The organism is Niveispirillum sp., assembly GCF_017996735.1.
In the GTDB taxonomy this organism is placed as follows: Bacteria; Pseudomonadota; Alphaproteobacteria; order Azospirillales; family Azospirillaceae; genus Niveispirillum.
Map to the genome: position 1 here is coordinate 1 of NZ_JAGOGJ010000080.1, position 16,110 is coordinate 16,110.

The following is a 16,110-nucleotide window of genomic DNA, read 5'->3' on the forward strand; positions in this document are numbered from 1 at the left end:
ATGCAGGCCAAGGTGGGAGATGGAATCGCCCATTTCCTGGCCATGGTCGGCGTGCGCGCCAAGGTGCAGGTGGAGCCGATGGAACGATACCTGGAACGGCTGCGCGCGGGGGATTTCGACCTGTTCTACGGCGGCTGGATTTTCAATCCGGGCAATATGGCGGACTCGCTGCTGGCCCTGCTGGGCCGGGGCATGGAAGGTGGGGGTCGCGGCGCCCATAATTACGGCGGTTACAGTAACGACCGGGTTGACCAGCAATTACACACAGCCCAGGCCGAACCGGACGAGGCCACGCGGAACCGCATGCTGCAGGACGTCACCCGCATCCTGTATAATGACGTGGCCTGGATACCCGTGATGCACGCCCAGGGCCGCTGGCTTGTACGCGCCGGTATCCGTATGGAGCCACGGCTGGACCGCATGATCCTTGCACACGATATTCGGCAGGATATCACAACCCGTTGACGATCCCCCACGAAACCGTCACCTTCGTCCGGCGGCCGGTGGGGGATGGGTATGACACAGGAATGGTGGTACGCGCGCGGCGGCAGGCAACACGGCCCGCTGCCGATGGAACATCTGCGGGACCTGCTGGCCAGCGGCAAACTGGATACGGGAACGTGGTTTTGGACACCAGGGCTGATGGCCTGGGCACGTGCCGGCACACTTCCCGCCTTTAGCGGTCAGGAAGGTGACAGTCGCATTGCCCCGCAGGTGCGGGATGCCGCCCCCATCTCCCTTCCGACAGCCATTCGCCCCCGTCTGGCCGGTGCCTGGAGCCGATTCTGGGCGCAATGGCTGGATATCTACCTGGTCAAGGCCATTCTGACATTGCTCCTGGCCCTTGCAGGTTTCCGGCTGGAACGGGACGGGACTCGATTCCTGGGCTTTCTGCTTGTGTTGCCTGTCGGGCTGATGGCGCAAGCCGCGCTGCTGGCCACCATCGGCACCACGCCGGGCAAGGCATTTCTGGGCCTGCGTGTCCGCCGGCTGGATGGCAGGCGGCCCGATCTGCCGACACTGGTTCGGCGGCAATGGCTTTTATGGCTGAAAGGGCTCGCCTTGGGTCTGCCCCTGGTCGATATCGCGACAATGTATCATGCCAAGGAACGGCTGGCTCAGGCCCTGCCGACACGCTGGGACGACGCGGCAGGCACGGATGTCTATCAGGATGAAGACCGATACAGCCGGCTGTTCTTCTGTGCGGTCCTGATCTTCCTGATCGACGGGGCGGGACAGGTCCTGGCCAATATGGTGTTTCACCGGTTCAGCGTATGGCACCTGTCCTGAACCCGCACTTGGCAATCGGGGCAGGCCGGCTCTATAGCGCTATGCATGTCGAACCGAGCCTCCCTTTTCTCCTGGTTCCTGCTGCTGGCCGCCTCGCCCCTGCTGTTCGGGTCGAATGTGCTGGCGGCACGGTTTGTGGCGGGTGAGATACCGGCGGTGGCCATGGCGTTCTGGCGCTGGACCCTGGCGCTGTTGATCCTGGCCCCTTTCATCCGCCATGAACTGATTGCCGGCTGGCCGGAATTGCGGCGTGACTGGCGCGGTTTCCTGTTGCTGGGCGCCTTGGGCATGGGCATCTGCGGGGCGCCCGTCTATCTGGCGGGGCAGACCACGACGGCCACCAATATCAGCCTGATCTATGCGTCGGCCCCCGTGCTGATCGTGCTCTATGGCCGGCTGTTCTGGCGGGAGAGGGTCAGCGGGGTGCAGGCGCTGGGTGTAGGTATCAGCCTGGCGGGTGTCGTCACCGTCATCGCCAAGGGGGACCCAAAGGCGCTGCTGCATCTGCATTTCACGGCGGGTGACCTCTGGATCGTGCTGGCCGCTAATGGCTGGGCTTTTTACTCTCTGCTGCTACGCCACCGCGCATCCGGCCTCACCCCCTTCGCCCGCTTCTCCGGCATCTGTGCCGGCGGGGTGGTGGCCATGCTGCCCTTCTATGGGCTGGAAATGGGCATGGGACAGGTGGCGGACGCGTCGTTCCGCACCATCGCCACCCTGCTTTTCCTGGCCATTATCCCCGGCATCGCCTCCTACCTTGTCTATGGGCGGCTGGTCACGGTGTTCGGGCCGGGCCGGGCCGGCATGACGCTTTACCTGACCCCGCTCTATAATGCGGCGTTGGCCGCCCTGCTGCTGGGCGAACGGCTGGAGCCGTTCCATCTGGCCGGCATCGCCCTTGTCCTGCCGGGCATCTGGCTGGCCACACGGCGACCGGCGCAATAATTTGTCACCGCAACCGTGGTTTGCCGGCACAACACAGCCGGATCATCGCCACTTCGCACAGTAATTGCGCACGCGAACGCCTATCCTGTGCCCGCACCATTTCCTGTCCGACCCGAGGTTCCGATGTCCTTCTTCCAGCCGCTGGCCCAACAGCCTGCCGACGCCCTTCTGGCCCTGATCGACATGTTCCGCAACGATCCCCGACCGGCCAAGATCGATCTGGGCGTGGGTGTGTTTCGCGACGATGCCGGCAATACGCCCGTCATGCGGTCGGTCAAGGCGGCAGAGCGCAAGCTGTGGGAGGCCCAGGACAGCAAGTCCTATCTGGGGCCGGAGGGCAATGTCGCCTTCGCCCGCCATATGGCCCGTCTGGCCCTGGGCGATGTCGAACTGGGCGGAAAGCTGGCGGGGGTACAGACGCCGGGCGGCACCGGCGCCCTGCGTCTGGGCGCGGAATTGATCGCGGCCAGCCGTCCCGGCGTCACCGTCTGGGTTGGCACGCCTACCTGGCCCAACCATCCGCCCATCCTGGCCGCCGCCGGGCTGAAGATGCAGACCTACAAACATTTCGACGCGGCCAGCCAGTCCATCACCTTCGACGCGGTCATGGACGCGCTGAACCGGGCGCAGGCCGGTGACGTGGCCCTGCTGCACGGATGCTGCCACAACCCGACCGGTGCCGATTTCAGCCTGGATCAGTGGCAGGCCATCGCCGAAACCCTGTCGGCGCGGGGCATCGTGCCCTTCCTGGATCTGGCCTATCAGGGGCTGGGCCTGGGCATGGCGGCAGATGCCGCCGGCGTGCGGCTGGTGATGGATGCCTGCCCGGAAGCGGTGCTGGCCTATTCCTGCGACAAGAATTTCGGCGTCTATCGCGACCGTGTCGGGGCCCTGTTCGTGCAAACCGGGTCCGCCGCCGATACCGACCGTGTCGCCTCCAACATGCTGGCGCTGGCGCGGGCCAACTGGTCCATGCCGCCCGACCATGGCGGGGCTGTCGTCGCCACGCTGATGGATGACCCCGTCCTGGCCGCCGACTGGAAGCTGGAACTGGACACGATGCGCGACCGGCTGCTGGGCATCCGCGCCGCCCTGGCTTCCCATGGCGGCGTGCTGGGCCGGGTGGATCAGCAGCGGGGCATGTTCTCGCTGCTGCCCTTGTCGCCCGATGTGGTGAAACGCCTGCGGGAAGAGCATGCCGTCTATATGGCCGGCTCCGGCCGCATCAATATCGCGGGCCTGTCGGTGGAAACCGCCGCCCGGTTCGCGCAGGCGCTGGCGGCCTGTCTCTAAGTAGAGTGTGGGTTGCGCGGTGGCCCGCGCCAACGGGTTTGACAGGGCCACCGCCATCCACTATACCCGCCACCATTCCTGGGAAGGCGGGCGCCGGTCATTTTGGCGCCCCGTCCCTGTTTTTGTCTTTTGGAACCGTCCAACGGTCAAAGGGCAGGGAACTACCGGGACAACAACGCCGTCCGGAACCGGCCGGCATAATGGAGTTTGGTATGAGCAAGCGTCAGGAAGCCAAGTATAAGATCGACCGCCGCCTCGGCGTCAATCTGTGGGGCCGTGCCAAGTCCCCGATCAACAAGCGTGAATATGGCCCCGGCCAGCATGGTCAGCGTCGCAAGAAGCCGTCGGATTACGGCCTGCAGCTCATGGCCAAGCAGAAGCTGAAGGGCTATTACGGCAATATCGGCGAGAAGCAGTTCCGCAAGCTGTACCAGGAAGCCGTTCGCCGCAAGGGTGACTCGGGCGAGAACCTGATCCAGTTGCTGGAGCGCCGCCTGGACGCCGTCGTCTATCGCATGAAGTTCGCCCCGACCCCGTTCTCGGCCCGCCAGATCGTTAACCATGGCCATATCCTGGTGAACGGCAAGCGTCTCAATATCCCCTCCTATCAGGTGAAGGATAATGACGTGGTCGAGGTTCGCGCCAAGGCCAAGAACTTCGCCCTCATCATGGAATCGATCCAGTCCGGCGAGCGTGACTTCCCGGATTACGTGACCGTCGACACCGGCAACTTCAAGGGCACCTACCTGCGCGCCCCGAACCTGGCCGACGTTCCGTACCCGACCCAGATGGAACCGAACCTGGTCGTCGAATTCTATTCGCGCTAAGTCCGGGCGCCTTCGGGCAGCAGATCAGGCCGCGTCCTTCGGGATGCGGCCTTTTTTGTTGCCCACATTGTCCCATTTTCCGCGACAATTAATTATATCCAGCGCGCATTGTCGCAATGGTTCGTTGGGCGTAGCTTTCATCTCAAGACGACGGCGCCCCTTGCCGGCGCCACTCACCTGAAAGCCTGAAAGAACCCATCATGAATACGCTGATCGCCAACAATGCCAAATATCTGCCCGTCGCCGGCCGCGTGCTGCTGGCCGCGATCTTCATCTCCTCCGGCCTGTCAAAGGTGACAGGTTGGGAAGGCAGCCTCGCCTATGTCGGCTCCGCCGGCCTGCCCCTGCCCTCCGCCCTGCTGCTGGTTGCCGCCATCGTGACGGAACTGGTGGGCGGCGCCTTCATCATCGCGGGGTTCCAGACCCGCGCTGCAGCCTTGGTCCTGGCCGGCTTCTCGATCCTCTCCGCCATCCTGTTCCATAATTACTGGGCCGTGACGGATGCGCAGATGGCCTATTTCCAGTCGATCATGTTCTGGAAGAACGTCTCCATGGCTGGTGGCTTCCTGATCCTGGCGGGTCATGGCGCCGGTGCCGTGGCCGTGGATAATCTGCTGGCGAAGAAGGTCTGATCCCCTGCCCTTCCTCAAAGCGAAAGGGCCGCCCCATCTCGGGGCGGCCCATTTTGCGTTGGGTCGGCTCTCAGCCCGACGTGGAAGGCAGTGGATTGGGGGGCGCCTGCTTGGAATAGTCGTCCAACTGCTTGTTGGTGTTCTGCCGCATGTCGTCCCATTCCTGCCGGGTCTTGCAGATCCGGTTGCGCTTCACCCGCGATCCGGTTTCCTTGGCCGTCTTGCAGATCAAGCGGCTGGCGTCATTTTCTTCCGGCGCCTTCTGCACCATGGGTTCGGTCTTTTCTGTCGCTTTATCCTGCGCTGCGACCGAATGCACAGCCAGAATAAGCAGCACCAGAACCAGTCCAATACAACGCATATCTAAACTCCCCTAAATGAATATCAGCTCCAGAGGAAGATATTAACCATAAGACAGGCATTTCATAGAAAATAGATTGCAATGATTTATATTTATACTACTCATTGCAATGACGATATGAATGTCAGCAACGGATGTTCAAAAAACAAAAGGGGCCTCCCTTTCGGGAATCCCCCTGTCAAATGATACCATCGGTCAAAATTCTTGACTGATGGTACGGCGGCGATTGCCGCCGCGCGGCCCATGCCGCGTAGCCAAGAGCGCGGATGCGCCCGCCGGCGATTGAGAGGCACGAAAGCTTGACCATCGGTCATGATTTCGTGCCGCTGATATAAAGACTTGCGCTGGATTAAGCGGCGTCGGCGAAAGCCACACCCTTTTCACGCAGATGGTCCTGCAGCTCACCCGTCTCGTACATCTCGCGCACGATGTCGCAACCGCCCAAGAACTCACCCTTCACATAGAGCTGGGGGATGGTCGGCCAGTTGGTGAATTCCTTGATGCCCTGGCGCAGGGCCGGATCGACCAGGATGTCGATGCCCTTGAACTTGACGCCCAGGTGGCTCAACACCTGCACCACGGCGGCGGAGAAGCCGCACTGCGGGAACACGGGCGTCCCCTTCATATACAGCACAACGTCATTGTCAGCGATGTCGCGCTTGATGCGCTCGGCAACCGTCTGGTCCATCTGTCACTCTTCCTTGGCAGTGCCAGGTCCCCGCCCCTGCGGCGCCATGGCAAATCCCCCGACATATAGCGCCGAACGCCGTCCCTTAACAGGGGGTTCGTTCGGCAGCCCAATCATGCGTCCTTGGGGGCTGCCGTGGTCAGCATGAGGGCATGCAACTCATTACCCATGCGGCCCTTCAGGGCGGCATAGACGGCCTGATGCTGGGCCACGCGGCTTTTACCCTTGAAGGACGGGCTTTCCACATAGGCTGCGTAATGGTCGCCATCGCCACGCAGATCGTCGATACGGACGACCGCGTCGGGAAACGCCTCGCGCAGCAGGGCCTCGATTTCGGATGCGTGCATCGCCATGGGTCGGGTCCTTTTCAATAAGCCGCCCCGCACTCCCCATCGTCATCCCCGCGCAAGCGGGGACCCAGCATGAGGCGCGTTTAGCGCCGATATGAATCATGTCGCGGCTATCGCCGCTCACGCTGGGTTCCCGCTTGCGCGGGAATGACGTTAAAAGGCGGCCGCAGGGTGGTACTCAACCCACCTTGCCATTCATATAGTTCGGCAGCCAAGCCTCGTTAGCGGCGATCAGATCCGCGAGCGAAATAATGGCCCCCGAAGCGCCCGTCAGGGCGTCGCCGCCGACCGTGCCGATGCGGGAGAGCGTGACCCCGGCCTCGGCGGCCCTGGTCTCCACGGCTTCCAGATCGGCCGGCTTGACCGTCAGGACGTAACGGCCCTGATCCTCGCCGAACAGCTCCGCCACGTGCCAGCCATCCAGGCCGGACAGGTCGGCGCCCTTGTTCCCGGCCATGGCCATTTCGGCCAGCGCCACCTGCAGACCGCCATCGGACACGTCATGCGACGCGGTGATCAGGCCGGCCTGGATGGCATCGCGCACGAAGGTGCCGTGACGCTTTTCCGTTTCCAGATCGACCGCCGGGGCGGGACCTTCCTCCAGACCCAGAATCTCGCGCAGATACAGGCTCTGGCCCAGGTGACCCTCGGTCTCGCCCACCAGCAGGATGACGTCACCGTCATTCTTGAAGCCCAGGCCCACCGCCTTGTGGCCATCGGCCAGCAGGCCGACACCGCCCACCGTCGGGGTCGGCAGGATGCCCACGCCGTTGGTTTCGTTGTAGAGCGACACGTTGCCTGACACGACCGGGTAATCCAGCACGCGGCAGGCTTCGGCCATGCCTTCGACGCAGCCCGCGAACTGCCCCATGATCCGGGGCTTCTCGGGATTGCCGAAATTCATGTTGTCGGTGATGGCCAGCGGCAATGCGCCGACGGCGGAGATGTTGCGGTAGCTTTCCGCCACGGCCTGACGCCCACCCTGCACCGGGTCGGCGAAGCAATAGCGCGGGGTCACATCGGACGACATGGCCAGCGCCTTGTTCGTCCCATGCACGCGAACCACGGCGGCGTCGGCTTGCCCCGACAGGAAGCGGGTATCGGCACCCACCTGGCTGTCATATTGCTGCCAGATCCAGCGCTTGGAGGCCAGATCGGGGCAGGCGACCAGCTTGGTCAGGATCTCGCCCAGCGACAGGTCTTCGGGCCACAGCTCATCCTCGTCCAGGTCCAGGGCCGGTTGCGCCGGCGTCTCTTCCGTCAGGCGATGGTACAGCGGGGCCGCGTCGAACAGCGGGGCCAGTTCCAGATCGCAATAGGTGTCGCCGTTCATCTTCAGGACGAAACGGCCCGTATCGGTCAGGTGACCGATCACGGCGAAATCCAGTTCCCACTTCTCGAAGATGGCGCGGGCCACATCCTCGGAACCGGGCTTCAGGATCATCAGCATGCGTTCCTGGCTCTCCGACAGCATGATCTCATAGGGCGTCATGCCCGTCTCACGCTGCGGCACCTTTTCCAGATGCAGCTCGATCCCCAACCCGCCCTTGCCCGCCATTTCGACCGACGAGGAGGTCAGGCCGGCGGCGCCCATGTCCTGGATGGACTGGATGGCGTCGGTGTTCATCAGTTCCAGGCAGGCTTCGATCAGCAGCTTTTCCGTGAACGGATCGCCGACCTGCACCGTGGGGCGCTTGGCCTCGCTATCCTCGGTGAACTCGGCCGAGGACATGGTGGCGCCATGAATACCGTCGCGGCCCGTCTTGGACCCGACATAGACCACGGGGTTACCAACGCCGGCCGCCTTGGAATAGAAAATCTTGTCCTGATCGGCGATGCCCACGGTCATGGCGTTGACCAGGCAATTGCCGTTATAGGCCTTGTGGAAATTGGTCTCGCCGCCCACCGTGGGCACGCCGACGCAATTGCCGTAATGGCCGATGCCCGACACGACGCCGGCGACCAGCGCCCTAGTCTTGGGATGGTCCGGCTCGCCAAAACGCAGGGCGTTCAGGTTGGCGATGGGCCGCGCGCCCATGGTGAACACGTCGCGCAGAATACCGCCCACGCCCGTCGCCGCGCCCTGGAAGGGCTCGATATAGGACGGGTGGTTATGGCTCTCCATCTTGAAGATGGCGGCCTGATTGTCACCGATATCGATGACGCCGGCATTTTCGCCCGGACCGCAGATGACCCAGGGGGCCGTGGTCGGGAACTTCTTCAGCCAGACGCGCGACGATTTGTAGGAGCAATGCTCCGACCACATCACGGAATAGATGCCCAGCTCGGTGAAGGTCGGCTGACGGCCGACGATTTCCAGCAGGCGGACATATTCATCGGCCTTGATGCCGTGTTCGGCGGCCAGGGCCTCGTTGACAACGGGTTCCTTGCGGGCGCTCACGACAGGGTCTCCACCAGACTATCAAAGAAGGCACGGCCATCGGTATTGCCGTGCAGCGGATCGAAGGCGCGTTCGGGATGCGGCATCATGCCCAGCACATTGCGCTGGGCGTTAAAGATGCCGGCAATGTCGTTGGTCGCACCGTTGGGATTGGCCTGATCGGCGTCCTGGCCCGGCAGCGCGGCATAACGGAACGCCACCAGCCCCTCGCCCTCCAGACGCTTCAGCGTCTCCTCGTCGGCGACATAATTGCCCTCGCCATGACCGACCGGAATGCCGATCACCTGGCCCTTGGCATATTTGCGGGTAAAGTCGCTGTCCGTCACCTCTACGCGCAGGCCGACAGTGCGGCACACATATTTCAGCGACTTGTTGCGGATCAGCGCACCCGGCAGCAAACCCGCCTCGGTGATGATCTGGAAGCCGTTACAGATGCCGACGACCCGCACGCCCTTGGCGGCGCGTTCCTTCACCACCTTCATGATGGGCGAATGGGCGGCCATGGCCCCACAGCGCAGATAATCGCCATAGGAAAAACCGCCGGGGACGGCGATGACATCGACGTCCGGCAGGTCCGTGTCCTTGTGGAAGGCCATGTGGGGCTTCTTGCCGGAAGCCTGTTCCAAGGCAACCGCAATGTCGCGGTCACAGTTGGAACCAGGAAAGACGATGACGGCGGACTTCATCCCGCGAACCCGTTCCGTTGGTGGAGGGAAGGCGGCGGACCGTCACCGGGACGGCCCCCCGATGCGGCGGGACCCTAATGCCGACGCCCGCTCAATGCAAGATCGGGGGCCACCCGGCACGGCCATGGCAGGGCGGCGTTATCGGCGGGTGGCCTCAGCGGCCAGCACCTCTTCGTAAAAGCCGCGCAGATGCCGCAGGGCATCGGCCAGATCCAGCACTTTTTCCGGGGTGTTGACGCTGGCCAGACCGGCGGAAATCCGGGCGTGAACCTCCCGCTCCGCCGCGGCCCGGCGCATGTTTCCGGCGTCCAGCAGCCGCCGCGCCAGCCCGGCGAGCGACAGTGCCAGTTCCTGCCGGCCCAGACTCACGGCGATCAGCGCCCCGCGTTCCAAAGCCCAGGGCTGGGCATAGCTGTAATCATATCGCATCATGATGTTCAGGGCCGGCAGCGCCTGCTCGACCGCCTCCGTCAACCGCCCCTGGAGCAACAGATAGGAGGCCAGGTTGGCCAGGAGCGTCTGGTGCAAGGGCGGCGTCATGGATTCCCCCGATGACAGTGCCTCGCGGGTCACCTCAATGGCACGGTCGATCTGTCCGTCATTGAACTCCGCATCGGCCAGCCGCATCAGCGTCAGGTTGCGGGGCACACCATGCCGTTCCGCAGCGACCAGCGCGCGGGCGAATTCCACGCGTGCCTGCTCCATCTCCCCCAGTTCCGCCCGCAACCAGCCCAGCAGCGACCGATGCCGCACCATGTCGGCCGGCACCTCATGGCGATCGGCAATGGCCACGGCCTCTTCCCACAATGCCAGACAGGCGCGCTGATCGCCCACATAGCGGCGGATGAAGCCCGCCGACATCAGACCATCGATGGCCCAGACCGGCGGCACATCCGCACCACGCATGGTGGCAACGGCGGCTTCCAGTTCTTCACTGGCATAACGGCCGCGGTCGGCATGCAACGGCAGGCGCACCGACAAACCTTCACCGTGCAACAGCAGCCCCAGCAGGGCGCGGATCACGGGCGGCGTCTGCGGCCCGCACAAGGCCCAGGCCCGCATCAGGAAATCGGCGATCTCCATAAAAGGACCGGCCTGATTCCAGTGGCGATAGCTGTCCAGCGCCAATATCTGCCCGGCCAAGACATCACCGCCACCCAAAGCCCAGGTCATCATGGCCCTGATGTCTGCGACATCGGCCAGCATGCCCGGCACGTGGAAGCCGCTCTGCCCCCTGAGATGCATGTGACGGCGCTGATGACCGGACAGCCATTGGCACAGCCGCAACCGCAACCCTTCGCGCTCCACCAATTCCGGATCGCGGGCGATCACATGGTGACGGATGGTCTCCAGCAGACGCAGGCCTTTCTGCCGCGTCTGGATCGGCCCCGCAACCAGCGAGCGTGCGACCAGTCCGGCCACCAGCCCCGGCACGGCTGCCGCGTTCAGCGGCGAACCACCACAGACCGCCACCGCCGCCTCCACCGGCCAGGTGCCGACAAAGACGGCCAGCCGGCCCAGCAGCAACCGCTCGTCCGGGGTCAAAGCCTCCACGCTCCAGCGCAGCATATGGTGCAGATTGCCGTGCCGCGAGCCCGCCTCCGCCGGCAGGGGCAGATCCTGGAAGCGGCCGGACAGCACGCGTTCCACATCCGTCACCGGACAATCGCGCATCCACGCGGCCAGCAGCAGCAGGGCCAGCGGCAACCCGTCCAGATGCCGGCACAGCCGGGCCAGGGCGGGCATCTGATCATCCGTTGGCGCCGGCCATCCCGCACTGGCATGTTCACGCAGGACCAGCCGCACCGCCGGATATGTGCGGATGGCATCGGCACCCTCCTCCCCCGGCGGCGGGCATTCCAGGGGGCAGAGATGCAGCAACTGCTCCCCCGCCAGTCCCAGTGGTTCCCGGCTGGTCAGCAGGATGCGCAATTCCGGGCACTGGCCCAGCAATTCCTCGGCAAAGCCCGCCACCTCGTCCAGCAGATGTTCGGCATTGTCCAGCAGCAGCAGGGTCGGCCGTTCCGCCAGCGCCCGCAGAACCGCGCCCTTCACATCCGGTCCCACCAGACGCAGCGACATGGACGCCGCCGTCACGACGGGCAGCAGGTCGCCCCCCTGTGTCAGGGGGGCCAGTTCCACATGCACGCCGCGCATCGCCTGCATCCGGGCGGCACCGGCCAGCGCCAGGCTGGTCTTGCCCACCCCGCCCGGTCCCACGATGGTGACCAGGCGCGACCGGGACAGCATCACGCGCAGCCGATCCAGTTCCTCCTCGCGGCCCAGCAGCGTGTCGACTGCCGTTGCGGCCAGGCCCGTCTCCTGCCCCGTCAACGGCAGATGCAGCCTGTAACCGACGCCCGGCACATTCTCCACCGCGCCATCACCCAGCGCGCGGCGCAGGGCCCGCACCTGGACCCGCAGGTTGCCGGGGCTGACATTGATGCCGGGCCAGACGCGGGCCATCAGGCTTTCGGCCGTCACCGCCTCTCCCGCCGCCTCGGCCAGCACCGCCAGCAGGTCGAAGGCACGGTCGCCCAACGGCACCGGCGCGCCATCCCGCAGCAGGCGCCGGTGAAGCAGGTCGAGGGTGAGGGAAACCGGCTTTGTCTCGGCCATGATCCAATCGATTTCGTCAATAATCTGAAATAAGTAGCGCCCGTTGCCGAGGCTGGAAGCGATTTTATGTCTTTTAACACGCCAAATCGGGTTTCCAGCGGAATACTTTGGCCTCCGACCCGTCCCATGCCGGGCAAAGGGCCGGTACAGCAGCCAGCACATATCCGGAGAAACTCCATGGGCACGATCATCACCGATGACGGCACACAGATCTATTACAAGGATTGGGGCGCGGGGCGGCCCGTGGTGTTCAGCCATGGCTGGCCCCTGAACGCCGACAGCTGGGAAAACCAGATGCTGCATCTGGCCGGCAACGGCTTTCGCGCCATCGCCCATGACCGGCGTGGCCATGGGCGGTCCAGCCAGCCCTGGCATGGCCACGACATGGACACCTATGCCGACGATCTGGCGCAGTTGATGGAGGCGCTGGACCTGAAGGATGCCATCCTGGTCGGCTTCTCCACGGGCGGGGGCGAGGTGACGCGCTATGTCGCCCGCCATGGCAAGGCGCGGGTCGGGGGTATCGTGCTGGTGGGCGCGGTTCCGCCGCTGATGCTGAAGACCGATGCCAATCCCGCCGGTCTGCCCATGGAGGTTTTCGACGGCATCCGCGCCGGCAGCCTGGCCGATCGGTCGCAACTGTACAAGGACATCGCATCCGGCCCGTTCTTCGGTTTCAACCTGCCCGGCGCCAAGCCGTCGCAGGGCATGATCGACAGTTTCTGGATGCAGGGCATGATGGCCAGCCACAAGGCCACCTATGACTGTATCAAGGCCTTCTCCGAAACCGACTTCACCGAGGACCTGAAATCGTTCGACGGCTTGCACACCCTGGTCATCCATGGCGATGCCGATCAGGTGGTGCCCATCGATGCCGCCGGCCGCGCCGTGGCCCGTCTGGTGCCGCACGCGGAACTGAAAGTGTATGAGGGCGGACCGCATGGCGTGACCGACACCCACAAGGACCGGCTGAGCGCCGACCTGCTGGCCTTCGCGCGGGGATAAGGCGCGCGGGGGATAAGGGCGGCGGACGGGTGGCGGCACCGATGTGCGGTCACCCGTCCTTCCGGGTACTTGTGTTCATTATTGAAACGACGGTTAATAGCGGTTCCGCCGCGTTGCGGTATTCCCCCATCAGGCCTGCCTGACGAAAGCGAAAGACGCGATGTCCTCGGCCACACACCCTGCTGGCATCGGATCGGCCCCGCTGGAACTGGCGGTGGGCGCGTACCGGTTTGATCGGGGCCAGGGACGGCTGATGAGCCGCAGCGGTGCCCCCGTTCCCCTGGGAAGACGTGCAACGGCATTGTTGACAGCGCTGGCGGAACAGGCGGGACAGGAAGTGACGGCGGCACAGTTGCTGGATCGGGTCTGGCCGGGACAGATCGTCGATCCGGCCAATGTCGCGGTACAGATATCCGGCCTGCGCGCCGCCATCGGCGATGCGGATGGTTCCGTCATCCTGACCGTCCATGGAAGGGGATACCGGCTGGCCGTGCCGGCACCGGCCATTATCGGCAATATCCCGCATGCGCTGTTGCCCTTGTCCGGGCGGGATGTGGAACTGGCCAATGTCGTGAAACGGCTGCGCCGTGACCGGCTGCTGGTGATTACCGGTCTGGCGGGCACGGGCAAATCCCGGCTGGCCTGTGCCGCGGCGCAGGCCTTGGCCGGGGATTTCCATGACGGTCAATGGCTGGTGCCTCTGGCAAACGTAGCGCTGGCCGACGCGGACGGGCTGGCGGCTCATATCGCTGCCGCCATGGGTGTCGATGACGGCATTGCCGCCCTTTCCGGACGTCAGAGCCTGCTGCTGCTGGACGGCGCTGAGCGGCTGGGGGGTGGCGCCCTGGATCTGATCCGTCGTCTGGTGGAGGAAAATGCAGGTTTGGGCGTGCTGGTCACCTCCCATATCGGCCACCGGCGGCTGCGCCCCTGGTGCGTGCGCCTGTCGCCGCTGGCCCTGCCCGATGACGCACCGGACAGCCCGGCCACCAGCCTGTTCCTGGCGGCCGCCAATGCCGCCGGTCTGGAGATCACCCCGGACGCGGAAAACGTGCCCGCCATCGCCAGCATCTGCCGCCATCTGGGCGGCGTGCCGCTGGGGGTGGAGATCGGGGCGCGCGCCGCCAGCCTTCTGGGCCTGCGCGCCACGGCAGAGGCCAGTCGCGACCCGATACGCGCCCTGCCCGGCATGCGCCGCCAGGGCCCGGCCCGCCACCGCAGCCTGGGGGCCGCCATGGGCTGGGCCCTGGGCCTCTTGACCGATGCCGAACGCCAGGCGCTGACGGTCCTATCGTCCCTGCCCGGCGGCTTCACGGCGGATGAGGCCTCCTGCGCGCTGGCGACCGCACAAGCACCGGCAGGCGAAACCGGTCTGGCCCGGCTTTACGACAAATCCATGCTGGACCGGGTTGGGGAGGTTTTTGTGCTGAACCCGCTGGTCCGGGCCGGTGCCGCACAGGCGGGTTGAGCATGCGTCTGCTTGTCGCCCTGTGCGCGGGAATAGGGCTGGCCGGTGCCGCCCATGCGGCCGACCCACTGCGCATCGGCATCGGGCCGGAACCGGAAACGCTGGACCCGCATCGCGGCGTGTCCATCGGCGCGGCCCGTCTGCTGCTGGATCTGTGTGAAGGGCTGCTGACCCGCGACGGGGCCGGACGCACGATACCCGGCGTGGCGGCGCGCAGCGACCGGTCGGCTGATGGGTTGACCCTGGTCTTCCATCTCCGTCCCGACGCCCGCTGGTGGAATGGCGATCCTGTCACGGCGGCGGATTTTGTGCGCGGCTGGCGCCGGGCGGTCGATCCCGCCACGGGGTCGGGCATCGCCGATCTGCTGGACGGGGTCGAAAATGCCGCCAATATCCGGCGCGGCCGGCTGCCGCCCGACCGGCTGGGCGTTCAGGCCGCCGATACGCGCACGCTGGTGGTGCGGCTGGAACGGCCGCTGGCTGATTTCGACACGATCCTGGCCCACCGCATCACCCTGCCCGTCCATGGCCCGACCCTGGACGCCAAGGGCGTGGATTTTGCCAACGCCACCAACCTGACCTGCAATGGCCCGTTCCGGCTGGTGGAGCATCGGCTGCAGGAACGTTATCTGCTGGAACGCGCCGATACCTGGCACGGCCGGGCCGGTGTGGCGCTGGCCCGGGTGGAGATGCGCGTGGCGGAACGGCCGGAACTGGAACTGAACCTGTTCCGCGCGGGCGACCTGCACATCACCAGCGCCGTACCGCCCCCCATGCTGGACTGGGCGCGGGCGGAACGCCCCGATGCCCTGCATGTCCATCCCTGGACCAGCCTGTCCGCCCTGGCCACCAATCCCGACGGGCCGGCGTGGCGCGGCAATCCCGATTTCCTGCTGGCCCTGGATCTGGCGCTGGACCGTGAACAACTGACCGCCGCCAGCCAGGGGCGCAGCGTACCAGCCTATGGCCTGGTGCCAGCGACCCTCTGGAGCCGACCCGCCGCCCCCGACGCGGGACCGAAGGGAGAGGCGCGACGCGACGCCGCCCGCGCCGCACTGGCGCGCGCCGGGTTCGGTCCGGACCGGCCGCCGCCGCGCGTGGAGATCGTCTTCGCCGGTGCCGAGGCGATAAGGCAACGTGTGGTCGCCATCGCCGCCCAATGGAAACAGGTTCTGGGGGTGGAGACGGAACTGGTCGGCGTTGAATCCCGCATGGTCAGTACCCGTCTGGCCCAGCGGGATTTCCAGGGCTTCCTCTATAATACCTGGATCGGCTATTCCCCGTCGCAGATGCTGGCCTCCTTCCTGCCGCCCTCCTTCACCCTGACCGCCACCGACCCGGCGGCACAGCAGGCGGAGCTGCGCCGGGCGGAACAGGAGGTGCTGGACAGCCGCCGGTTCATCCCGCTGTTCCAGGGCAGTTCGTTGCACATGGTGTCACCCGCCGTGCGCGGCTGGCAGGATAATCTCTATGATATCCACCCCGTGCGGCTTCTATCTCTGGCGCCTGGCGCAGACCACTGATAAAATCAGCGCACATTCTGAT

15 protein-coding genes are annotated in these 16,110 nt (G+C 65.2%); 9 read left to right on the forward strand and 6 right to left on the reverse strand.

Annotation, left to right across the window (positions count from 1 at the left end; genetic code table 11):
• The 6 genes from KBA48_RS21500 to KBA48_RS21525 form a co-directional block, all read left to right on the forward strand.
• Positions 1-465: hypothetical protein (locus KBA48_RS21500; protein WP_292910218.1), on the forward strand; the 465-nt coding region annotated here is incomplete at its 5' end.
• A gap of 51 nt (positions 466-516) precedes the next feature.
• Positions 517-1,290 carry an RDD family protein gene (locus KBA48_RS21505; RefSeq protein WP_292910220.1) on the forward strand — a complete coding sequence of 258 codons (774 nt, stop codon included), beginning with the start codon at positions 517-519 and terminating at the stop codon, positions 1,288-1,290.
• A 45-nt stretch (positions 1,291-1,335) separates the two neighbouring features.
• Positions 1,336-2,235, forward strand: a complete 900-nt coding sequence (locus KBA48_RS21510) for a DMT family transporter (protein ID WP_292910222.1) — start codon at positions 1,336-1,338, stop codon at positions 2,233-2,235.
• Positions 2,236-2,358: 123 nt separating this feature from the next.
• Entirely contained in the window at positions 2,359-3,528 is a 1,170-nt protein-coding gene (locus KBA48_RS21515; RefSeq protein WP_292910224.1) for an amino acid aminotransferase, read from the forward strand.
• 212 nt (positions 3,529-3,740) lie between these two features.
• Complete coding sequence (rpsD, locus tag KBA48_RS21520) at positions 3,741-4,355, forward strand: 30S ribosomal protein S4 (RefSeq protein WP_292910226.1); 615 nt, start codon at positions 3,741-3,743, stop codon at positions 4,353-4,355.
• A gap of 200 nt (positions 4,356-4,555) precedes the next feature.
• Positions 4,556-4,987 (forward strand): DoxX family protein, encoded by a 432-nt coding sequence (locus KBA48_RS21525; RefSeq protein ID WP_292910228.1) that lies wholly within the window; start codon positions 4,556-4,558, stop codon positions 4,985-4,987.
• Positions 4,988-5,057: 70 nt separating this feature from the next.
• On the opposite strand, the gene KBA48_RS21530 is transcribed toward KBA48_RS21525, so the two are convergent.
• The 6 genes from KBA48_RS21530 to KBA48_RS21555 all read right to left on the reverse strand — a co-directional run bounded on the left by KBA48_RS21530 (position 5,058) and on the right by KBA48_RS21555 (position 12,092).
• Complete coding sequence (locus KBA48_RS21530) at positions 5,058-5,348, reverse strand: hypothetical protein (protein ID WP_292910230.1); 291 nt, start codon at positions 5,346-5,348, stop codon at positions 5,058-5,060.
• Between the two features lie 349 nt (positions 5,349-5,697).
• Positions 5,698-6,036: a Grx4 family monothiol glutaredoxin gene (gene grxD / locus KBA48_RS21535; RefSeq protein WP_292910232.1), complete on the reverse strand. Its 339-nt coding sequence runs from the start codon at positions 6,034-6,036 to the stop codon at positions 5,698-5,700.
• A gap of 113 nt (positions 6,037-6,149) precedes the next feature.
• Positions 6,150-6,389 carry a BolA/IbaG family iron-sulfur metabolism protein gene (locus KBA48_RS21540; RefSeq protein WP_102113638.1) on the reverse strand — a complete coding sequence of 80 codons (240 nt, stop codon included), beginning with the start codon at positions 6,387-6,389 and terminating at the stop codon, positions 6,150-6,152.
• 175 nt (positions 6,390-6,564) lie between these two features.
• Positions 6,565-8,787, reverse strand: coding sequence for a phosphoribosylformylglycinamidine synthase subunit PurL (purL, locus tag KBA48_RS21545; RefSeq protein ID WP_292910236.1), 2,223 nt, complete (start codon positions 8,785-8,787; stop codon positions 6,565-6,567).
• On the reverse strand, positions 8,784-9,473 hold the full coding sequence (gene purQ / locus KBA48_RS21550) for a phosphoribosylformylglycinamidine synthase subunit PurQ (protein WP_292910238.1): 690 nt from the start codon (positions 9,471-9,473) through the stop codon (positions 8,784-8,786). The genes purL and purQ overlap by 4 nt, the downstream gene beginning before the upstream one ends.
• Positions 9,474-9,611: 138 nt before the next feature.
• Positions 9,612-12,092 carry a winged helix-turn-helix domain-containing protein gene (locus KBA48_RS21555; protein ID WP_292910240.1) on the reverse strand — a complete coding sequence of 827 codons (2,481 nt, stop codon included), beginning with the start codon at positions 12,090-12,092 and terminating at the stop codon, positions 9,612-9,614.
• Between the two features lie 177 nt (positions 12,093-12,269).
• Between KBA48_RS21555 and KBA48_RS21560 the strand changes: the two genes are divergently transcribed.
• The 3 genes from KBA48_RS21560 to KBA48_RS21570 all read left to right on the forward strand — a co-directional run bounded on the left by KBA48_RS21560 (position 12,270) and on the right by KBA48_RS21570 (position 16,088).
• Positions 12,270-13,097 (forward strand): alpha/beta hydrolase, encoded by an 828-nt coding sequence (locus tag KBA48_RS21560; RefSeq protein WP_292910242.1) that lies wholly within the window; start codon positions 12,270-12,272, stop codon positions 13,095-13,097.
• Positions 13,098-13,257: 160 nt separating this feature from the next.
• Entirely contained in the window at positions 13,258-14,565 is a 1,308-nt protein-coding gene (locus tag KBA48_RS21565) for a winged helix-turn-helix domain-containing protein (RefSeq protein ID WP_292910244.1), read from the forward strand.
• A 2-nt stretch (positions 14,566-14,567) separates the two neighbouring features.
• Positions 14,568-16,088, forward strand: coding sequence for a peptide ABC transporter substrate-binding protein (locus tag KBA48_RS21570; RefSeq protein ID WP_292910246.1), 1,521 nt, complete (start codon positions 14,568-14,570; stop codon positions 16,086-16,088).
• Positions 16,089-16,110: the final 22 nt, after the last annotated feature.